Source organism: Streptomyces humi, from assembly GCF_001005085.2.
Classification (GTDB): Bacteria; Actinomycetota; Actinomycetes; order Streptomycetales; family Streptomycetaceae; genus Streptomyces; species Streptomyces humi.
Genome location: NZ_LBMU02000035.1, coordinates 16,832 through 38,710 on the forward strand (window position 1 = coordinate 16,832; position 21,879 = coordinate 38,710).

The 21,879-nt window shown below is 74.8% G+C and carries 12 protein-coding genes; 9 read left to right on the forward strand and 3 right to left on the reverse strand.

Annotated elements, in window-relative coordinates:
* Positions 1 to 50: 50 nt before the first annotated feature.
* From AAW13_RS15715 to AAW13_RS15725, 3 genes are all read right to left on the reverse strand, one after another.
* Entirely contained in the window at positions 51 to 317 is a 267-nt protein-coding gene (locus AAW13_RS15715) for a phosphopantetheine-binding protein (RefSeq protein ID WP_046728622.1), read from the reverse strand.
* 144 nt (positions 318 to 461) lie between these two features.
* The gene (locus AAW13_RS15720) at positions 462 to 7,487 is read right to left on the reverse strand and encodes a condensation domain-containing protein (RefSeq protein WP_046728621.1); all 7,026 of its coding nucleotides are present in this window, start codon (positions 7,485 to 7,487) and stop codon (positions 462 to 464) included.
* On the reverse strand, positions 7,484 to 10,990 hold the full coding sequence (locus tag AAW13_RS15725; RefSeq protein ID WP_338059048.1) for a type I polyketide synthase: 3,507 nt from the start codon (positions 10,988 to 10,990) through the stop codon (positions 7,484 to 7,486). Before AAW13_RS15725 ends, AAW13_RS15720 begins: the two co-directional genes overlap by 4 nt.
* Before the next feature lie 348 nt (positions 10,991 to 11,338).
* Here AAW13_RS15725 and AAW13_RS15730 point away from each other — a divergent pair, with 348 nt between their 5' ends.
* From AAW13_RS15730 to AAW13_RS15770, 9 genes are read left to right on the forward strand one after another with little or no spacing between them, the layout of a single operon-like run.
* A complete protein-coding gene (locus AAW13_RS15730; protein ID WP_046728620.1) occupies positions 11,339 to 12,670 on the forward strand; it encodes a hypothetical protein in 1,332 nt (443 codons plus the stop codon).
* Complete coding sequence (locus tag AAW13_RS15735; RefSeq protein ID WP_046728619.1) at positions 12,670 to 14,253, forward strand: class I adenylate-forming enzyme family protein; 1,584 nt, start codon at positions 12,670 to 12,672, stop codon at positions 14,251 to 14,253. Before AAW13_RS15730 ends, AAW13_RS15735 begins: the two co-directional genes overlap by 1 nt.
* A complete protein-coding gene (locus AAW13_RS15740; RefSeq protein WP_206306228.1) occupies positions 14,246 to 15,547 on the forward strand; it encodes a type III PLP-dependent enzyme domain-containing protein in 1,302 nt (433 codons plus the stop codon). The genes AAW13_RS15735 and AAW13_RS15740 overlap by 8 nt, the downstream gene beginning before the upstream one ends.
* Positions 15,547 to 15,867 (forward strand): acyl carrier protein, encoded by a 321-nt coding sequence (locus AAW13_RS44175; RefSeq protein ID WP_079178824.1) that lies wholly within the window; start codon positions 15,547 to 15,549, stop codon positions 15,865 to 15,867. The genes AAW13_RS15740 and AAW13_RS44175 overlap by 1 nt, the downstream gene beginning before the upstream one ends.
* 31 nt (positions 15,868 to 15,898) lie before the next feature.
* Complete coding sequence (locus AAW13_RS15750; protein ID WP_046728618.1) at positions 15,899 to 17,098, forward strand: acyl-CoA dehydrogenase family protein; 1,200 nt, start codon at positions 15,899 to 15,901, stop codon at positions 17,096 to 17,098.
* Entirely contained in the window at positions 17,091 to 18,338 is a 1,248-nt protein-coding gene (locus AAW13_RS15755; RefSeq protein ID WP_206306229.1) for an acyl-CoA dehydrogenase family protein, read from the forward strand. Before AAW13_RS15750 ends, AAW13_RS15755 begins: the two co-directional genes overlap by 8 nt.
* On the forward strand, positions 18,335 to 19,351 hold the full coding sequence (locus AAW13_RS46770; protein ID WP_063777050.1) for a 4'-phosphopantetheinyl transferase superfamily protein: 1,017 nt from the start codon (positions 18,335 to 18,337) through the stop codon (positions 19,349 to 19,351). Before AAW13_RS15755 ends, AAW13_RS46770 begins: the two co-directional genes overlap by 4 nt.
* The gene (locus AAW13_RS15765; protein WP_107483336.1) at positions 19,344 to 20,306 is read left to right on the forward strand and encodes a hypothetical protein; all 963 of its coding nucleotides are present in this window, start codon (positions 19,344 to 19,346) and stop codon (positions 20,304 to 20,306) included. The genes AAW13_RS46770 and AAW13_RS15765 overlap by 8 nt, the downstream gene beginning before the upstream one ends.
* Positions 20,303 to 21,862, forward strand: a complete 1,560-nt coding sequence (locus tag AAW13_RS15770) for an amino acid adenylation domain-containing protein (protein WP_046728617.1) — start codon at positions 20,303 to 20,305, stop codon at positions 21,860 to 21,862. Before AAW13_RS15765 ends, AAW13_RS15770 begins: the two co-directional genes overlap by 4 nt.
* The last annotated feature ends 17 nt before the right edge of the window (positions 21,863 to 21,879 follow it).

The window sequence follows — 21,879 nt, forward strand, 5'->3', positions numbered from 1 at the left end:
GCGGGGGAACGGACCGCGTCAGGGACGGCGGTGACGGCGGCCGGCGGCGGTCACGAGTCCGCCCCCTTGGCCGCGAGGAGCTTGCGCACGGCGGCGATGCTGGTGAGGCTCTTGATCTCCCGGCTGCTGAGGGCGACTCCGTAGTGCTCCTCCAGCACGACCACGACCTCGACGTGTTTCAGGCTCGTCCAGGACTCGTGGACGCCGGGCCCGGAGTCCTCGGTCAGTGCGGCCTCCGGCACCCCCAGGACCTCGGCGATCAGGCCGGACAGTTCGTCGGTCGGCGGCACGGCGGCCGTCTGCTCGGCGGTGCCCATCAGCGGACCGCCCGCCGGGTGCGCGGCGCCGGCGCGGTGACGGCACGGGGGGATGTGGAGCGGGGGAACATGGTCGGATCCGCCTTTCGCAGGAATCGGACGTACGGGACGGGAAGCACGGGCGCGGGCGCCGGACGGGCGGGGTCAGTCCTCGGCCGCGGCCAGCGCGCGGAACCGGTCGGCGATGCGCTCGGCGAGCGCCATGACGGTCGCGGCGTCGTGGATGCTGCGCCGGTAGTAGATCTGAAGCACCAGCGCGCCGTCGACGATGGCCGGCATCAGGTCGAACAGGTAGGGCCAGGTGCAGGCGCCGTCCTGGCAGGGGCCGTACGAGTCGGGGCAGTGCCCGAACAGGGACGTGTGCGCGGAGGTCTGCTCGAACCCGGACTCGCCCATGTAGTTGAAGCTGAACAGCGGCTGTTCACCGCCCGTCAGACCGGCGCGCAGCGCGGGGTCGGCGTGCTGGCCGGCCAGGACCGCGTAGCCGAACCCGGAGTCGGGGACGACCGCGAGCTGGCGGTGCAGTGACCGCACCAGCGAGCCGCCCTCGGCACCGGTGACGTCGATGCGGATCGGGAAGTAGATCTGGAACCAGCCCACGGTCCGGACCAGGTCGAGGTCCGGGAACCGGTGGGGCCGGCCGTGGCCGGCCACCGCGAACCGGCAGGAGTCGCTGCCGGTCCACTCGGACAGCACCGCGGCCGAGGCGGCGAAGACCGCGTCGGACAGGCTGGCCCGCCAGCCGACGGTGCGCCGTTGCACCGCGGCCGTCTCCTCGGCGCTGACCCGCACCTCGGCGGTCTCCATGTAGGCCATCTCCCGCGAGCCGCCCTCGTGGTCGACCGGTACGACCGGTGCGCGGACGCCTTCCGGGGTGGGGGCGACCTGTTCCAGCCAGAACGGCACCTCGGTGAGGATCTCCTCGCCGGCCGCGTACTCGCCGACCCGCTCGGTCCAGTCGCGGAACGACGTGGTCTTCGGCGGCAGGCTCAGCGGCGCCCCGGTGACGGCCTGTTCGGTGAGGGTGGTCAGGTCCTCCAGCAGGAGGCCCCGGGACATGCCGTCCACGATCAGGTGATGGCAGATGATCAGCAGCCGGTCCTGCTCGCCGTCGGTGTGCAGGTGCAGCGCGCGCATCGTCGGGCCGGCCGCCAGGTCGAGGCCGCTCTGCAACCCGATGGCCAGGGCCTCGGCCCGGGCGGCGCGCTCCGCGGGCGGTGTCGGGGTCAGGTCGACGCGCTCGAACGGCACCGTCACGCCGGTGGGTTCCGACCACTGGTGCCACTCGCCGTCCGCGTCCCGGGCGAACCGCAGCCGGAGGGCGTCGTGGTGGTCCACGAGGACGCGCAGCGCGCTCTCCAGGTGGTCCGCGGTGACGTCCGGCCGCAGGGTGAGGTAGTAGGGGTGGTTGTAGTAGTTGGGGTCGCCGCCGGATCCGAGCGGGTTGGCGAAGAACCACCGTTGCGCCGGGGCCAGGGCCACCGGGCCGACGACCGGACTCTGGTCGGCGACGACGACCGGAGCCGCGTCGGCCTCGGCCAGGTCGGCGACCGACGCCGCCTCCAGGACGGCCCGCGGCGAGAGGCTGATGCCGTGCCGGGCGGCCTGGGAGACGACCTGGATCGCGGTCATCGAGTCGCCGCCGAGGGCCAGGAAGCTGTCGGAGAGCCCGACGCGGTCGATACCGAGCAGCCGGGCCAGGATCTCGGCCAGCCGGCGTTCACGCTCGGTGCGCGGCTCGACGTACTCGCCCCGGTACACCCGCCAGCGGGCCCGGTCGACGGCCGCCTGGATCCCGGCCGCGTCCGACAGTTCGGCCAGGACGCGCCGGCCGGTCGCCGCGGTGCCGGGGGCGTTGCCGGCGTCGTACTCCCCGGGGAAGAGCGGCTGGTCGAGCGCCCACAGGTGGTCCAGCACCTGGCGCGCGCCGGCCGCCCGCCCCGGCACCGCGACGGCGAGCACCCCCGGGAACCGTTCGCTCAGCCGCCCGCACAGCTCGGCGTCCGGGTCCAGCACGACACAGCCGTCCGGCTCGACGACACCGGCCTCGACCGCGGCCACGAAGGCGGCTTCCGGACCACCGGCACCGGGGGATCCGCCCTGGGGGTGACCGGTCGGCACCGATCCGCCTCCAAGGTCCCCGACAGCCACGGATCCGGCCTCGGGGCCCCCGACAGCCACGGATCCGGCCTCGGGGCCCCCGACAGCCACGGATCCGGCCTCGGGGCCTCCGACGGGTCCGGATCCGGCCTCGGAGGCGTCCGTCGGCGTGGATGCGGCCGCCGCGGTTCCCGGGGTGGGAGCGGTGAGCCAGGTGGCGGTGTCCGGGTCGGGCAGGAGGTCCGGGCGGGCGCCGAGTTCCTGGCGGGTGGCCGGTCCGGCGGCGAAGACCAGCGAGCGGCCCTGGGCCACCGCCCGCCGCAGGGCACGCGCGGCGAGCGCGGCGGAGTCGGCGTCGCCGGTCCCGGCACCGTCGCCGAGGCCCAGCAGCCGGCCGGGGTCCAGGAACAGGGTGGGGCGCGGTCCGTCGCTCAGGACGGCGCGGGCCAGCACCGTGGCCAGGACCGTCGTGAACTCCGGCGTGTACGGCATGTGCGCGAGGCGGTCGGCGTGTTCGTCGTCGCGCCGGTCCACCGGGTACCGGTCGGCGAGCGGACCGACGTCGAGGACCCGTACGTCGGGCAGGGTCGCGGCCAGCCGCGTCAGCCGGGCGGTCAGTCCGCGTCCCACGGTGGCCCACGGTTCCGCGGACCAGCCGGGCGAGGCCGGGCAGACGGCGATCAGCAGCGGGGTCCGGGACCAGGCGCGGTGGCTGAGCAGGGCGGCGTGCAGGTCGCCGAAGGCGGTCTCCAGGTCGCGGACGACGGCGTCGAAGCGGGCCGGCCCGTCGGTGGCGGCGAGCGCACGCGGGTCGTGGCCGAGGTGGCGGACCCAGTCCTCCCACCGGAGCAGCACCGCGTTGACGCGGGCCCCGGCCGTGCCGAAGGCGGCGTCCGGGTCGAGGAGTTGCTGCACGACCTGCGCGTAGGGCGCGAAGGCGACCCTGGCCGGCCGGCCGAACAGGTCGAACCAGAACCCGAGCGCAGGGCCGGCCGCCTCGGCGGTGAAACTGGCCGCCACGGCGAGCGAGGGCACCGCTTCCGCGGGGTCGGGCCCGGTGTCGGGTCCGGTGCCGGGCGCGATCGCCGGGATCCGGCAGTCCGCGGGGAAGCCGGCGTCCCCGCTGCGGGCCTCGGCGTCACCGGCCACCGCCTCCAGCATGGCGGCGAAGGCGTCCAGCAGCGCCTCGGCCCCGGCGGGCGAGTAGAGACCGGTCTGGTAGTCGAGGGTGATCAGGAACTCGTCGCCCTCGGCGTCGAGGCTGAACAGCAGCTCGAACTCCGTGCCGGAGCGCAGCCAGTTCAGCTGCGTCAGGCTCAGCCCGTCGAGGTCGGGCAGGCCGTCGTCGCCGTCGACGAAGTTGAACAGCGTCTGGAACAGCGGCTGTCGGCCGGGGACGCGCACGGCACGGACCGCCGAGACGATGTTCTCGAACGGCAGCCGCTGGACGGCGCGGGCGTCGAGGATCGCCTGGTGGGTGGCGGCGACCCGGCCGGCGACGGTGAGGTCGCCGGCCCCGGTCAGCCGGATCGGCACCAGGTCGGCGAAGTCGCCGACGACGTCGGCCAGTCCGGGGTGCTCACGGTTGCCGTTGAGGGTGCCGACGACGAACTCGTCCCGTCCGCCGGCGCGGGCGGCCAGCAGGTGGAACGCGGTCAGGACGACGCTGAACAGCGGCACCTCCATCCGGCGCCCGGTGGCCCGCAGCCGCGCGGCCAGCCCGGTGTCGACGCGCCGGGTGACCACCCCGCTGTCCGAACCGGTCTCCCCGGAGCGCGGGAAGTCGGTCGGCAGCGAGGAGACCGCCGGGACGTCCCGCATGATCTCCCGCCAGCGTTCCTCGTGCTCCCGTCCGCCCGGTCCGTGGAGCCAGTCCTGCTGCCAGTGCGCGTAGTCGGCGAACTGCACCGGCAGTTCCGGGAGTTCGGGGGTGCGGCCGGCGACCGCGGCACGGTAGAGCTCGGCCAGGTCGCGCACGATGACGGCCCAGGACCGGTTGTCGGTGACCGCGTGGTGCATGGCCATCGACAGGTAGTGGGTGCGCGGTCCGGCCGCGAACAGCCGGAACCTGGCCAGCGGGCCGCGGTCGAGTTCGAAGGTCTCCTCGGCGGCGGCGCGCATCAGGCGCTCGATCTCGGCGGACCGGTCCGGGCCTTCGGGGACGGCCGTGGTCGCCGGGAAGGCCTCGCTGTCCCAGCTCGTCGCGTCGGGCACGATGCGCAGCACCGGCACGCCGTCGCCGTCCTCGGTGATCGTCGTACGCAGTGATTCGTGGCGGTCGAGCAGGGCCGCGACCGCCGTGCGGAGCGCGGCCTCGTCGAGGTCGCCGTCGAGGCGCAGCGGGAAGGCGCTGTTGTGCAGCAGGCCGGCGCCGTGCACCTGGGCCATGGTCCACAGCCGGCGCTGGGTGGAGGACGGTGCGAGCGGCTGGTCGCGGGAGACGGGCACCGGGCCGTCCTCGCGGCCGCCGGGTGCCGCGGCGTCGACCAGGTGGGCGAGGTGTCCGAGGGTCGGGCCGCGGAAGAGCTCGAACGGCTCCACCGAGCGGCCGAACTCGGCCTTGATGCGGGTCAGCAGTTCGACGGCGAGGAAGGAGTGGCCGCCGAGGGCGAAGAAGCTGTCGTCCAGGCCGACCCGGTCGGCCTTGAGCGCCTCCTGCCAGATCGCGGCCAGGCGGCGCTCGGTGTCGGTCACCGGCTCCCGGAACCCGGCCGGGTCCGCTGCTCCGGTTCCGGCGGCGGGTCCGCCGTCGGCGGTGCCGGCCGCGTCCGCACCGTCCACGGGTCCGGCGGCACCGGCGGCCAGCCGCGACGGCCAGACCGGGACGAGCTCGGCCGCGCGGCCGTCCTCGTCCCGGACGGTCAGCGGCAGCAGCCCGCGTACCACGGAGGCACCGAGCAGGGCGTGGAAGTCGTCACCGGCGTACGGCACGAGGTCCAGCGCGTCGAGGAAGTCCGTGTCGTCCTGGTCCTCGTCGAAGCCGTCGCCCCCGGCGCTCCCGGCGCTCCCGGCGCTCCCGGTGCTTTCGGTGCTCTCGGTGCTCTCGGAATGCTGTGGTGCCACGGCCTCCGCGGTGCGGATCCGGACGTCCGGCCAGCGCAGGCAGGCCTCTTTGAGGCGGCGGGCCGGTACGTCGAAGACCTCGGTGCCCTGCCAGCGGGACCAGGCCGCCGAGGGCGGGCAGACCACGATCGTCAGCGGGTCCTCGGACCAGGCGCGGTAGGCGGACAGCGCGTCGCGGAACTCCACGAGGCCGCGGTCCAGGGCCGCGCCGACCGCCTCCGGGTCACGGCGGTCCGGTACGGCGCCGAACGCGGCCAGGTCCTCCCAGCGCAGCAGCACCACGTGGGCCGCGCCGGGGTTCCTGCCGAACACGCCGGTCAGCGCGCGCAGTTCCGCCGCCACCGGACCGGGCTCGGACGGGGTCTCGAAGCGCAGCCCGAGACCCGCGTGCCTGGCCCAGGCGCGCGCCACCGGCAGCACCGGCTCGACCGGGAACGAGGCCGCCAGCGCGACCAGGCCGGCGCGGGCCGGGGCGAGCCGCTCCCAGGGCGTGTCGGGGGCGGCGGCGACGGCGCGCGCCACGTCGGCGAAGCGGGCGGTGAGGTCGGCGACGGCGGCGGCGGTGAACAGGTCGGTGTTGTAGCGCAGTTCGCCTTCGAAGCAGCCGTCCGCGCGGCGTTCCATGTTCAGGAACAGGTCGAAGTCGGTGACGCCGTTGTCGCGGGTCTCGACGGTGAACTCCGGTACCGCGTCGTCGAAGCGGGCCGGGACGACCTCGTGGAAGCCGAACATGACCTGGAACAGCGGGTTGCGGGACGGGTCGCGGGGCGGCGCCAGGGCCTCGACCACCTTGGCGTACGGGACCTCCTGGTCACCGTAGGCCCGGCCGGCCTCCTCGTGCGCCGCGCGCAGCAGGTCGCGGTAGGTGGCCGAGGCCGCCGGGGCCATGCGCAGCACGAGGATGTCGGCGAAGCAGCCGATCATCGGCTCCAGTTCGGGACGCGTGCGCCCGGCCACCGCCGACCCGACGACCACCTCGGTGTCGTCCGAGGCCCGGGCGAGCAGGATCGACAGGACACCGAGCAGCGCGACGAACGGGGTGGTGCCCTCGGCGCGGGCCAGGGCGGCCAGGCGCTCGCTGGTCTCGGAGTCCAGGACGAGGGGGGTCAGGGCGCCGTGGTGGGTCTGGAGCGGCGGCCGGGGTCTGTCGGCGGGCAGGTCCAGGACGAACGGGGCGCCGGTGAGGCGGTCGCGGACCGCGGCGAGGCGGCGCTCGTAGCGGTCGCCCGCCGAGCGCTCCCGCGCCCACAGGGAGAAGTCCGGGTACTGGACCGGCAGTTCCTCCAGCTTCGGGCGGCGCCCCGCGGTGTCGGCGCGGTAGGCCTCGACCAGTTCCGCCACGAGGACGGAGGTGGACCAGCCGTCGAAGGCGATGTGGTGGACGACGATCTGGAGCAGGTGCTCGTCGTCGCCGACCGGGAACAGGGCGGCGTCCAGGAGCCGTCCGGTGACCAGGTCGAGCCTGGTGCGCGCGTGCCGGAGCAGGGCGGCGTCGAGGTCCGACACCCCCTGCCGGCCGTCGGCCACGGCGTCCGCGTCCGCGTGCAGGTCCGCGTCCGCGTTGACGTCCACGTCTGCGTCCGCGTCCGCGTTGACGTCCGTGTTGACGTCCGTGTCCGCGGGGACGGTGCCGAGCGGTACGGTGACCGGTCCGGCGGGGACCACGCGCTGACGGGGGCCCTCGGGGCCGGCGACGAACGCGGTGCGCAGGGCTTCGTGGCGGGCCACGACCACGGCCAGCGCGCGCTCCACGGCACCGCGGTCCAGGGCACCGCGGACCCGGATGGACACGGTGATGTTGAGGGCCGGGTTGCCCGGATCCAGCAGGTCCTGGAAGTACAGGCGTTCCTGGGCCGGGCTGAGCGGGATCAGCTCCAGGCCCGGGTCACGGGGGCGCAGCCGGCCGGCAGCGGCGGCGGCACGCTTCTCGGCGCGCAGCCGGGCGAGGAGTTCGGCGCGCTCGTCGGCCGGCATCCCGGGGGCGCTCTCGCGGATGGTCTCGGTCATCGGACGCCCTCTTTCCGGGGGTCGGACAGTGGATCGGCGGCGGGCTGTGACCCGCCCGAGTCGTCGAGGTAGGCACGCATGAGCTCGTCGTCGGCGTACTCGCACAGCGCGGCCACGGTCGGCGCCTCCATCAGGGCGCTGAGCGGGAGTTCGACGCCGAGGACGTCGAGCAGCCGGGCCACGACGCGGGTGGCCAGCAGGGAGTGGCCGCCGAGTTCGAAGAAGTCGTCGTGGACGCCGATCTCGGCGATGCCGAGCAGATCGCTCCAGACCTCCGCGACGGCTTCCTCCCGTTCGTCCCGGGGCCCGACGAACGGCGTCGCCAGCCGCCGCGGATAAGCGGCCAGCCCCGACCCGTCATGCCCTCCCCCACCCCCGCCCGCAGCGCCGGCGCCCCCCGCCCTCGACGCCACGACGCCCACTCCCACAGGACTCGCCCCCGCGGCACCCGAGTCCGTGACGCCCGAGTCCGTGACGCCCGAGTCCGTGACACCCGATCCCGCGGCATCCGCCGCCGGAGTGCCCGCCCCGGCAGCACCCGCCCCAGCGGCACCCGGCCCCACAGCACCCGCCCCGGAGCCACCGAGCCTCGCAGCGCCCCCGTCCGTCTCGGCGGCACCGAGCCCCGCAGCACCCGCCCCAACGGCACCCCGACCCGCGGCGCCCCCGTCCGTTCCGGTCAGGAGTGGGGTCTCGGTGGGGAGCAGGCCGAGGTGTGTCCCGGCCGTCGGCGGGTCGATCCAATAGCGTTCTCGTTCGAACGGGTAGGTCGGCAACTCCGCGCGGCCGCGCGGGTCGTGGCGCCAGTAACCGGTCCAGTCCGGTTCGATGCCGGCGAGCCACAGCCGGGCCAGCGCCTCGGTCGCGGTCCGGTCAGCGGGGACCGGCCGGCCGGGCGCGGGCAGCGTGCCGACCACGAGGTTCCCGGACAGCTCGGGGTGCTGCCGCGCGAGGGTGGCCAGGGCGGTGCCAGGACCGACCTCGACCAGCACCAGCGGCCCGCTCTCGGCGAGCGTCCCCAGGCCCTCGTGGAAGCGGACCCGCCGGCGCAGGTGTCGTACCCAGTAGTCCGGCGAGGTGGCCTCCTCGTCGGTGATCCAGGTGCCGGTCAGGTTGGAGACGAACGGCACCGCCGGCGCGGCCAGCGGCACGGTGGCGGCGAGGGCGCGGAACTCGTCCAGGACGGGGTCCATCGCCGGCGAGTGGAAGGCGTGCGAGGTGTGCAGCGGCCGGACCGCGACGCCCCGCGCGGCCAGCGTCCGCTGGATGTCGTCCAGCGCCTCGGCGGGCCCGGAAAGCACGCTGAGCGACGGGGCGTTGGACGCGGCGACGGCCACGTCACCCACGGCGAACCGCTCGGCCTCCTCGACCGGCAGCCCCACCGACAGCATGCGGCCCGGCGGCAGCGCCTGCATCAGGCGCCCGCGCAGCGCGACCAGCCGCAGGGCGTCCGGCAGGGGCATCGTGCCGGCCAGGCAGGCGGCCGCGTACTCGCCGACACTGTGGCCGATCATCGCCGTGGGCCGGATGCCCCAGGACTCCCAGAGCCTCGCGAGGGCGTACTCGACCGCGAAGAGGGCGGGCTGCGCGAACTCGGTCCGGCGCAGCGGTTCGGCGGTCTCCGGCTCCTGCCCGGCGACCGGTCGCCCGGCGGCCGCCGCGTCGCCGAGCACGAGGTCGCGCAGGTCCCGGCCGAGGATCGGGACGAGCAGGTCCGCGCAGGCGTCGAAGGCCTCGCGGTAGGCGGGCTCGGTACGGTACAGCGCGGCTCCCATGCCGACGTGCTGGGCGCCCTGCCCGGAGAACATGAACACGAGGTCGCGGCGGCCGGTTCCGGCGTGACCGGTCAGGGCCGCCGGGGAGCCGGCGGCGAGTGCGGCCACCGCGTCCGCCGCGGAGTCGGCGACCACGGCCACGCGGTGCGGGAACGCGGTGCGGCCGAGTTGCAGGGTGGCCGCGGTGTCGGCGAGCGCGGCGGGCCCCGGCTCCGGGCCGAGGTGCGCCCGCAGCCGCTCCCGGGCCGTGTCCAGCGCGGCCGGGGTGCGGGCCGAGAGCACCAGCAGGTGGCGCTCGCGCCGCGGCGGTCCGGCGGGGGCCGGGTCGGGCGCCTCCTGGAGGATGACGTGCGCGTTGGTGCCGCCCATGCCGAAGCTGCTCACCGCTCCCAGCCGCCGCCCGCCGCGGGGCCGCTGCCAGGGCCGTTCGGCGGTGGGCACCTCGAACGGGCTGCCCGCCAGGTCGATGCCGGGGTTCGGCTCGCCGAAGTACGGGCTCGGCGGCACGACGCCGTGTTCCAGTGCCAGTACGACCTTGAGGAACCCGGTGACCCCGGCGGCCGCGTCCAGGTGCCCGATCAGGGCCTTGACCGAGCCGAGGGCGCACCGCCCGTCGGTCTCGGGGTCACGGCCCGCGAACGCCTCGGCGAGCGCCGCGAACTCGATCGGGTCGCCCAGCGGTGTGGCGGTGCCGTGCGCCTCCAGGTAGCCGATGTCGGCCGGGTCGACCCCGGCGAGGTCACGGGCGGTGCGCAGCACGGCGGACTGGCCCTGGACGCTGGGCGCGGTGAACCCGACCTTGCGGCGGCCGTCGTTGTTGACCGCGGTGGCCTTGACCACGGCGTGCACCCGGTCGCCGGCGGCGAGCGCGGCGGCCAGCGGCTTGAGCACCACGGCACCGACGCCGTTGCCGCTCACGGTGCCCGCGCTCCGGGCGTCGAAGGGCAGGCAGCCGCCGTCCGGGGAGAGGATGCCGTTCTCGCGGCCGTCGTGCAGGGACAGTTGGGGCAACCGGACGGAGGCGCCGCCGGCCACCGCGACCTCGCAGTCGCCGGCGAGCAGGGCCTGGCAGGCGAGGTGGATCGCGACGAGGGAGGTCGAGCAGGCGCTCTGCACGGACACCGCCGGGCCCGAGAGGTCGAGGTGGTAGGCGGCGCGGGTGGCGAGGGTGTCGGTGATGTTGCCGAGCATCTGCTCCTCGCGCAGCTCGGCGAGGCCCGGGTTGGGCAGCAGGTGGCGGATCAGGTAGGTGCTCAGGCTGGCCCCGGCGTAGACGCCGGTGACCGGCCGTCCGGCCGCCGAGCCGTAACCGGCCCCCTCCAGGGCGGTCCACGCGCACTCCAGGAAGACCCGCTGCTGGGGGTCGAGCAGTTCGGCCTCGCGGGGGCTGTAGCCGAAGAACGCCGCGTCGAACAGCTCGGCGCCGTCCAGGACTCCCCCGGCCCGTACGGCGGCCGGGGCGTCACTCGCCGCGCCCCGGGCACCGCCGCCGGACTCGGGAGCCGGGACCGTCCGCACGGTCCGCTGCCCCGCGCGGACGACCGACCAGAACCGGTCCAGGTCGGGCGCCCCGGGGAAGGAGCCCGCCATGCCGATCACCGCGATGTCGAGGTCGCCGGCTTCGGCGGCATCGGAACCGATGCCGGAGTGGTCGTTCGCATCAGAGTTACCGGCTCCGCCGTTCCCGCGAAGGTCAGCATTGCCTGAGCTTGATGCCTCGTAGCGCACCGCCGGCCCCTCCCTCGTGAATTGGTTTATGGCTCGGCGAGGAAGCTATCCAAGGCGACTGATATCGCCGCCATTTGTGCGCCATGCGTTCACCATGAACCCCTGCGCAACGAATCAGACGGCCGTGACCTGCCGAAAAACAGGCGCCGTCCCTGCATGCCGCACGCATGGCATGCGAATAGCGGCGACATCACGTCGCCCCGATAACTTCCTGTGCCGAGCCAGAAACCAATCCACGAGGGACGGGACGATGGCGCTCTACGAGACATCGGAAACCCCGGGAGAACATCTCGGCATTTCCCCGGTCCGCATTCCGGCCACCGCTCCCGGGACACGGGGAGCCGCGGCATGATGCGGACTCCGCCGCCCACCATTGCGTACGAACTCTTCGACTGCCTCCAGGTGAATCTCGCGGTGCTCGCCGACGAGTGGCACGGCGCGGGCACCCATCTGCGGCTCGGCGCGACGCTGCGCTTCGCTCCCGAGGCGGGCGACGACGGGCTGCCGACGGTGGCACGGACCGTCGAGCAGCACCTCGCCGACGCGCGGAGCGCCCTGGGCATCGCGGTGCGCGCGCTGCACCGGACCCCGGCGACGCCCGGCATCCCCCTGGACGGGGGGTGCTACGTCGTCTCGGACGCCTACCACCTGCCGTGGGTGCCCTACTTCCGGCAGCGCCACATGGCGCACAGCTTCCTCGCCGAGGCCGACGGCGTGGGCGGGGTGCGCGTCGTGGACGGGTATCACAACGAGACCCGGTGGGGCAGCGCCCGTCCCGGGCTGTGGACGCTGCCGGCCGACGAGTTCGGCGCCGCCGTGTCCGGCCCCACCGTGCCCGGTCCTTCCTTGGTCGGCCCCACCGTGCCCGGTCCTTCCTTGGTCGGCCCCACCGTGCCCGGTCCTTCCTTGGTCGGCCCCACCGTGCCCGGTCCTTCCTTGGTCGGCCCCGCCGTGCCCGGTCCCGCCGTGCCCGGACCCGCCGTGGCCGGTCCCGACCTGGTCGCCGAGCTCGCGCCCGCGCCCCTCGGTGCGGCCGCGGCGGCCGTCTCGCTGGCCGGCCCGGAGGCCGTGGACGCGTACGTCGACGCCTACGCGCGGCACCCGGACCGGTCCGCGGCCCTGGACCGGCTCACCTTGGAGACCTGGTTCCTCGCCCGCTCCCGCAAGCTGCACGGCGCGTTCCGCGCGGAGTTCGGCCCCCCGCCGGACAGTTCCGTCGACGCCCATCTGCGCGCCTGGGACTCCCTCACCGAGCAGACCTACCTGGCCGCGCGCCGGGTGGAGCGCGGCCGGGCGGAACCCCCGGCGCCGCTGCTCCGGCTCCGGGAGCAACTGCACGCGGACAGCGTGGTGTTCGGCGACGTCCCGGCCGCCGCGGACGGCACGGGCCGGGACGCCGGGGCGGACGCCGAGCTGCGCGGCACGGTCGCCGGGGTGGCCGCGGCGGTGCTCGGCACCGGGGTCGAACCGCTCCTGGCCGGGCGGCTCCTCAGCGAGGTGCCGCGGTTCAGCTCGTTCCGGATCGTGGAGATCGTCGAACGGCTGGAGGACGAGCTGCACTTCGAGTTCGACGCCGAGGACCTGGTGCCCGAGAACCTGCATGACATCGACGCCATCTGCGCAATCGTGCGGCGGTCTCTGAACGCCGGGCCTGCGCTCGCCCACCTCGAAGAGGCCTGATGACTACTCAGCCCCCTGCCGCGCTGCTGCACGAACTGCTGGACGAGGCGGCCGCGCGCTGGCCGGACCGGCCCGCCGTGACCGGCCCCGACCGCACCGTCACCTACCTGGAACTGGCCGCCGCGAGCCGGCGCGTCGCGCACTGGCTGGCCGGGCTGGGCCTGCGGCGCGGGCAGCGGCTGCTGGTCGGCGCCCAGGTGTCCGTCACGGTGCCGGTCCTGGTGTACGCCGCCTCGCGCCTCGGCGTGCCCTTCTCGCTGTTGCACGAGCAGGTACGGGGCGAGCAGCTGGAGCACGTGCTCGGCGACAGCGAACCCTCGCTCCTCGTCAGCGACTTCGAGCCGAACCGGACGACGGCGGCAGAGCGGGGCGTGGTGGCCGAGGACCTGGCGGCCGTGACGGCACGCGCCTTCGGCACCGAGGACGGGACCGGACCGGAACCCGCCGGACAGGGACCCGCCGCGCCGCTGCCCGCCGGACCGGAACCCGCCGCGCCGCTGCCCGCCGGGCCGCTCGCCGTGGACCCGGTCTGCCTGATCTACACCTCCGGCACGACCTCGCTGCCGAAGGCCGTGGTCAGCACCCACCAGCAGATGCTCTTCGCGGCGCGCGCGATCCAGCAGGTGCTGGGCTACCGTCCGGACGACGTGGTCTACAGCCCGCTCCCACTCTCCTTCGACTACGGCCTCTACCAGCTCTTCCTGGGCGCATGCAGCGGAGCCCACGTCTGGCTGGGCCGGCCCGCTGAGGTGGGGCCGCCGCTGCTGACGAACCTGCTTCGCTCGCGGGCCACCGTGCTCCCCGCGGTCCCCGCGGTCGCCGACACCCTGGCACGGCTGCTGCGGCGCGCCGGCGACCGCGGTCTGTCCCTGCGGATGCTGACCAACACCGGTGCCGCGATGCCGCCGGACATCCTGGCCACGCTGCGCGCCCACGTCCCCGGTCTGGCCGTACACCTGATGTTCGGGCTCACCGAGTGCAAGCGGGCCACCATCATGCCCGCCGACGGGGACCTGGTCAGGCCGGGTTCCAGCGGGCCGGCGCTGCCCGGCACCGAGGTCTACGTCGTCGACGCGCGGGGCGGACGCCTGCCGGCCGGCGAGGTCGGGGAGATCGTGGTCCGCGGTCCGAACGTCATGTCCGGTTACTGGCGGCGCCCCGAACTCGACGCGCAGCGCTACCCGAAGGCCGAGGGGCTGTTCCCCGAGCTGCGGACCGGCGACTACGGACGGCTCGACGAGGACGGCTATCTGTACGTCGAGGGCCGGCGCGACGACGTCTACAAGGAGAACGGCTTCCGGGTCAGCGCCATCGAGGTGGAGGCGGCGGCCCGTCGGCTGCCCGCCGTCAGTTCGGCGGCCGTACTGGCCCCCGACGGATCCTCGCCCACCCGCCTGTTCGTCACCGGCACCGACGGGCTGAGCGCGGCGGACGTGCTCCAGGGGATGCGTCAGGTCATCGAGGAGTACAAGATCCCCCGGGTCTGTCTGGTGCTGCCGGAGCTACCGCTCACCGGCAACGGCAAGGTCGACCGCAAGGCGCTGGCCGCGCTGGCGAACCACGGGGACCGGGTCCGTGGCTGAGGACCGCACCGGTGTGCTGCCGGTTCCGCTGACCGCTCTGGAGGGCGTCCCGACACCCGCGTACGTCTACGACGTCGCGGAGGTGCGCCGCAACCACGCACTGCTGCGCGCCGCCCTGCCGGAGCGGACCGGCCTCCTCTACTCGCTTAAGGCGAACCCGCACCCGGCGCTGCTGAGCACGCTGCGCGCGGCCGGCGCGCGGCCGGAGGTCTGCTCGTCCGGTGAACTGGACGCCGCGCTCGGCGCGGGCTGGGATCCCGCCGACGCGCTGTACACGGGGCCGGGCAAGAGCGACGCCGAGGTCCGGGACGCCCTCGTCCGCGGTGTGCGGCTGTTCTCCGTCGACTCGCCTTACGCGATCGAGCAGTTGGACCGGATCGCGGCGGCGTGCGACGTGACGGCCCGCTGTCTGCTGCGGGTCAACGACGACCAGCCGGTACCCGGCCAGGGTCTGGTCATGACCGGTGTCGCCTCGCAGTTCGGCGCGGACACGGGCTGGGTGACGGCCGAGCCGGAACGGTTCGCGAACCGGCCCAGGGCCGAAGTCGTGGGCCTGCACCTGTACATGGGCACCAACCTGACCGACGTCGACTCCCTGTACGGGCAGTTCCGGCGCTCCCTGGACACCGCCCGGCGGCTGACCGGGCTGCTCGCCGAACACGGCGTGCGGGTGCGCGTCCTGGACCTGGGCGGCGGGTTCGGCGCGCCGTTCGCCAAGGAGGGCGAGGCCGTCGACCTCACCGCGCTCCGCCCCCGGCTGCGGGAGCTCTTCGACGCGGAGCTACCCGGTTGGCGGGACGGCGGTCCTGAGGTGGTGTTCGAGTCGGGCCGCTACCTCGTCGGCACCGCCGGCACGCTGATGACCCCCGTCCTGGACGTGAAACGCTCGCAGGGCCGGGACGTCGTCGTGCTCGCCTCCGGCATCCACCATCTCGGCGGGATGTCCGGCCTGCGCCGGCTGCCGGTGCTCGCGCCGCACGTGGTGCGCGCCGCCGCCGGTCCCGACCCGGCCCCCGAGCTGGACGCCATCGTGGTGGGGCCGCTGTGCACCCCGCTCGACACCTGGGCCCGCGGTGCGAAGCTGCCCGCTCTCCGCCCGGGCGATCTGGTCGCCGTGCCCAACGTCGGCGCCTACGGGCTGCACGCCAGCCTGATCGGTTTCCTCGGCCACCCGCTGCCCGTGGAGGCCGTGGTCGACAGCGACCGGCCCGGCACCGCCCCGGTGACGACCCGGGTGTCACTGACCCGTGCCCCTGTTCCCGCAGCGTCCGATCCCACCTCTGGAGTGAACTGATGGACCCCCGCTTCGTCGACCTGCTCACCCCTTTCCTCAAGTTCCTCGGCGACCAGGAGATCACCCCCGAGACCTCGCTCCGGGAGCACGGTCTGGACTCGATGCAGGCCATCGAACTGCTCTTCGCCATCGAGGACACCTTCGCCGTGGTACTGCCCGACGAGGACATGAACGACGCCACCTTCGCCACCGCGGGCAGCCTCTGGAACGTCATCAGCGCGGCCTCGGACACGGACCTGACGGTCCCGGACGCAGACCTGACGGCCTCGGACGCAGACCTGACGGCCTCGGAAGCGGACCGGACGGCGAACCTCCGATGACCCGCCACGCCCGCCGAAGCAAGGAGCGCACATGAACGCGATCGCAGCCGGATCCGCGGCCGTCGCGGATCCGCCGGCGCCGGGCCGGCTGGCCGAGCTGACCGACCGGGTCGCCGCCGTGTCCGCCGCGCACCTGGACCGGACCGACCGTGACGCCGTCTTCCCCGTCGAGGCGCTGGACGAGATGCGCCGCACCGGGCTGTTGGGCCTGCTGGTGCCGGCCGGATACGGCGGGCTCGGCGGCGGCGTCCGGGACCTGGTCGAGGCGTGCACGACGCTCGGCCGTACCGACATGTCCGTGGCGATGATCTTCGCCATGCACTGCCAGCAGGTCGCGGCGGTGGTGAGCCACGGCACGGAGCGGCTGCGCGCCGAGCTGCTGCCCCAGGTCGCGGGTGGCAAGAGCTACCTCGCGTCGGTCACCACCGAGGCCGGCAAGGGCGGCCACCTGCTCACCGCCGGGGCGGCCCTCGACGCGACCGGCGACGAACTGGCCGTGGACCGGTTCGCGCCCATCGTCACCGGCGGCGCGCACGCCGACGGCTTCCTGGTCACCATGCTCGCGCCGGACGCCACGTCGCCGAGCCAGGTGTCGCTCGTCTACGCGCACCGCGACCAGCTCTCCGTGGAGCAGACCGGTGACTGGCAGCCGCTCGGGATGCGGGCCAGCCACAGCGTCGCGCTGCGGCTGCGCGGCAGCGTGCCGGAGCACCACGTGGTCGGCGCGCAGGGCGGCTTCCGGTCCGTCGTCACCTCGGTGTTCGGCCCGCTCGCGCACCTGGGCTGGTCGGCGTCCTGGCTGGGCACCGCCGCGGGCGCGCTCTCGCGGGTGCTGCGGATGCTGCGCTCGCCGGAGAACCGCGGCCGGGTCGACCTCGGCTCCGAGCTGCTGCTGACCAGGCTGTCCGAGGCCCGCAGGCGCCTGGACACGGTGCACGCCCTGCTCACGCGGACGGAGCGGACCGTCAGCCGGAGCGCCGACCTGAGCCTGCCGAGGATCCAGCTCCAGCTGAACGCGCTCAAGATCACGGCCGCCGAGGAGTGCTACGCGGCCGTGGACGGCCTCATCGAGGCGGTCGGGATGCGGCACGGCTACCTCAAGGGCTCCCCGACCCGTCTCGAACACGCGCTGCGGGACCTGCGGTCGGCGTCCCTGAACTACAGCAACGACCGCCTGCACCTGGCCGACGGCAAGCTCGCCCTTCTCGACCCCGAGGTGCGGTTTGTCTGACCTGGCATCCGCTCCCCCGGAGACGTCGCCGGCCGGCTACCGCTCGCTGGTCTCGCAAGCGCTGGCGGACGTCCGGCCCGGCGCTCCGGCGACCGCCGTGTGGCGGGCGCTCGGCGCGGCCGGCGCCCTGCGCGCGTTGTACGACGGCGGCAACGCCCTGGGTCCGGTCGCGGACCCGGCCCGGCTGGGGGCGCTGCTGGCGGCCGTCGACGCCCGCGGGGACAACGGGGCGACGCTCAGCGTGCTGGTGCAGGCGGCCAGCGCACTACCGGTCCTCGGCTCCGGCAGCCCCGCCCCGGCCACGCCTTCACCGACCGCTCCGTCGCCGTCGTCGCCTTCGTCAGCCGCGGCTTCACCGACCGCTCCGTCGCCGTCGCCGCTTTCGTCAGCCGCGCCTTCGCCGGTCGCGGCCGCCCGTGAGCTGGTGTTGGCCGGAACCGCGCAGGTGGCGCTGGCCGCCACCGACGAGGCGGCCGCGGGCTCCGATCTCAGCGGGCTCGGCACCGAGGTGCGGGTCGAGGGGGACGAGCTGGTGGTCCACGGCGGCAAGCGCTGGGTGACCAACGCCTGCACCGCCGAGTACCTGCTGGTCCTGGCCCGGCACCGGCCGGGCCGGCACTTCACCGACTTCAGCTGGGTCCTGGTGCCGGCCGCGGCGGCGGGCGTGCGCGTGCGCGCCGCGGCGACCGACCTGCTCACGAACTCGGCGACCGGGCACGTCGGGTTCGACTCGGTGCGGCTGCCCGCCGGCCACCTGGTCGGGCGGCACGGCCGGGGCATGGCGGTGTTCGCCCGGCACATGAGCACCGAGCGGCTCGCCGGGGCGCAGTGGGCCGTCGCGCTCACCGGCCGGGTGCTCGCGGACACCCGCGACCGCCTTCTCCGGCGGACCGTCGAGGGGGTGCCGCTGTGGCACAACGCCGCCGTCCGGCAGGGCTTCGCGGAGTGCCTGGTACGCGTCGCCCAACTGCGCGCGCTGTGCGAGAGCCTCGCGGAGACGGCCGTCCGGGGGCAGAACCTGTCCGCCGGTGCCGTGCTGAAGTCCGCGGTCGGACTGACCGTCGACACCGTGCTCGCCCGCTGCGCCCAGTTGCAGGGAGCGGACGGCTTCGCCGAGGGCGGTGCCCAGCGGATCCGCGCGGAGGCCGGCGTCCTCGGGATCGGCGGGGGTGTCACCGAGCTGATGCTGGCCGGCGTGGCCGACCTGTCCGACCAGCTCCTGACGGAGCTGCGCGCATGACCCCGCCGGAACCGGCCGCACGGCCGACGAACCCACCGCCGGCGACCGGGAAGCCCGACGGACGGTACGAGGTCGCGGACGGCGTGTGGGTCCTGTGCCGCCGTGACCCGACGACGGCGAACCCGGCGGACCTGCACCCGGCGGCGAACCCGGCGGAACTCCACCAGGCGGCCCACCAGCCGGCCGACCCGGTGGCACTCCACCTCGCGGCCGACCCGCTGCAACTCCACCACACAGCCGACCCGATGCAACTCCGCCACGCGGCCGACCCGATGCAACTCCACCACACAGCCGACCCGATGCGATCCCACCACACAGCCGACGCGATGCAACTCCGCCACGCGGCCGACCCGCTGCGATCCCACCACACAGCCGACCCGATGCAACTCCGCCACGCGGCCGACTCGTTGGAGCCGCACCAAGACGATCTCGACCAGGCCGCGGGGTTTCCGCCCTGGCGGGCCGCGGAGTTCCTGGCGGGCCGGGCCACCCTGCGCCGGCTCATCCGCGAGGTGCGCCCGGACCTCGCGGACAGCGCGGTCCGCCCCGACGCGTGGGGGCGCCCCGGACTGGTCGGTCATCCGGACGTCGGCGTGAGCATCTCCCACGACGGCGGCCTCAGCGCCGCCGCCCTGGCACCCGGCCGCCGGGTCGGCGTCGACGTACAACTCCCGCCCGACGGACCGTCCGACGGCATGCTCCGGCGCCTGCTGCGGGAGCACGCCGCACCACTGGAGCGGCTGCCGGCACCGGAACGGGCCCGCGAACTCGCCTGGGTGTGGACCGTCCAGGAGTCGTGCGTGAAGGCGGCCGGCACCGGTCTCGCCGGCCGCCCCTGGGCGATCGCCGTGCCGCCCGGCCGCCGGTACGGCCGCTGGGGCCGGTACCGGTGGGCCAGTCTGCGCGACACCTCTCCGATCCCGCTCAGCTGCGCCTTCACCGCCCGTGAGGACCCCGACAGCCGGGTCCGGACCGACGCCCCGCCCGCCGACCTGGAGTGCCGACGTGCCTGACACCCTGGCGAAACCGCCCCAGTTGAGCTGCTACACGACCGGCCTGGTCGGTTATCTGGCAGCCGAGGACCCCGCCGTCCCCCACCGTTTCGCCACGGCGACCCGGCTGGCGGTGCGCACCGACCTGCCCGCGCACGGTCTGGCGTTCTCCCACCACACCCGCGTCGACATCGACGCGGACGGCCGGGAGCTGGCCTACCGGGGCGCCGCCGACTGGGCGGCGGCCCGCGAGGGGCTGCTCGCCGAACTGGCTGCCCGGGGCCGGGTACTGGCCGTCGCGAACACGGAGCATCTCGCGTGGGCGCCGGGGTACGGCCGGGCCGCGGCCCCGCACTGGATCCTGGTCCACGGCCGGCGCGACGACGGCTGGCAGGTCGCCGACCCCTTCGCCGCGCTCACCCCGCACGGCGAACAGCGGCCGTTCGCGGGCCTGCTGGACGACGCGGACCTCGCGCGGGCCCTGACACCGGTCGAGGGGTACGGCCCCGAGGTGCTCCACCGGGACCGCCTGGTCCTCGGCGACGCCGTCCCCGTACCGCCCATGGACCACTACCGCTGGCTCGTGCGCACCGAGCCCGGCCACGCGGCCGCGCGGCGGCGGCCGGACGACGCGCCGGACGACGGCCGGTGGCTGTTCGAGCCGGTGCCGGTGCTGTCCCACATCCTCGCGGCGCTGGTCGCGGATCCGGCGGCGGCCGCCCGCCACACGGACGACATGTGGGCCGCCGCACGCCATTACGCGCACCGCAACGCGGTCCTGGTCTCCGACGGCCTGCTGGATCCGGAGACGGCCGCCGCCGAGACCGCGGCCTGGCAGGAGATCCCGAAGATCCTGCGCATCGCGGCCATGTCCGCGGCGCGCGGCCGGCCGCGGACCGGTCTGGTCGAGGAGGCGTTCACCGACCTGATCCGCGCCACCGAGAAGTCGAGCCCCGTCGCCCCCAGTGAAGGATGACCGTGAAACAGACTCTGTACGAGTGGTTCGCCGCCTCCGTCGCGGAGTTCCCCGACCGGGTGGCCCTGGAGGTCGGGGCGGACCGCCTGACCTACCGGGAGCTCCACGACGCGGCCGGGCGCACGGCCGCGCGGCTGCTCGCCGCGGCCGGCGGGGTGCCGCGGCGGGTGGGGCTGCTGGCCGAGCGCAGTGTCCCGGCCTACGCCGGCTATCTCGCGGTGCAGCTCCTGGGCAGCACGGTGGTCCCGCTCAACCCTGCGTTCCCGGCCGCCCGGAACGCCGCGATCGTGGCCGCCGGCGACCTCGACCTCGTCCTCGCCGAGCCGACCGACAGTGCGTCGACGGCCGTCGACCTGCCGGTCCCGGTCGTGCCCCTGACGCTCACCCCGACGGCGGCGGACGGCGACGGCGACGGCGTCCCCGCGCCCGGCCCGGCCGGTCCCGACAGCATCGCCTACGTGCTCTTCACCTCCGGTTCGACGGGCACCCCCAAGGGCGTGCCCATCCGGCACTCCAATGTCAGCGCGTACCTCTCACACGTCGTACCGCGCTACGAGCTGGGGCCGGGGAGCCGGCTGTCCCAGACCTTCGATCTCACCTTCGACCTCTCGGTGTTCGACATGTTCGCCGCCTGGGGCAGCGGCGCCACCCTGGTCGTGCCCACCCGGCGCGACCTGCTGGCGCCGGTGCGGTGGGCGGCGGAGGCGGAGCTCACCCACTGGTTCTCGGTGCCGTCCCTGGTGTCGTTCGCGCGCCGGATGCGGGCGCTGCGCCCGGGGTCCCTGCCGGCCCTGCGGTGGAGTCTGTTCTGCGGTGAACCCCTGACGTTGCAGCAGGCCGAGGCGTGGGCCGCGGCGGCACCGCACAGCACGCTGGAGAATCTCTACGGTCCCACCGAACTCACCATCAGCTGCGCCGAGTTCAGGCTGCCGCGGGAGGTGGCCGAGTGGCCCCGCCCGGCCAACGGCACCGTACCCGTCGGCGAACTGTACCCAGGCCTCGCCCACTTGGTGCTCGACGCGGAAGGCCGGCCCGCCGACGACGGCGAACTGGTGGTCCGCGGCCCCCAGCGGTTCCCCGGTTACCTGGACCCGCGGAACGACGCGGGCCGGTTCCTGCTGCACGACGGCGCCACCGGCACCTCGGTCCCGCACTCCGGGGACACCCCGGTCACCGCCGACCACTGGTACCGCACCGGTGACCGGGTCGCCCGGCAGGACGGCCTGCTGGTTCACCTGGGACGTATGGACCAGCAGGTGAAGGTCTGCGGCTACCGGATCGAACTGGGCGAGATCGAGGCCCTGTTGCGCGAGCGGCCGGGGGTGCGTGACGCGATCGTGGTCGCGCTGCCGGACCCGCTCGGCGACCTGTACCTGGAGGCGATCTGCACGGGCCCCGACCCCCGGCCTGAACAGCTCCTGTCGGACCTGCGCTCCCGCGTGCCCGAGTACATGGTCCCGCGGGACGTGACCGTCTTCGACGAACTGCCCCTGAACGTCAACGGAAAGATCGACCGACAGACCGCGGCCGCCATGATCGCCGGCCGGCGCGGATAGCCGCCGCCCAGCCGAAA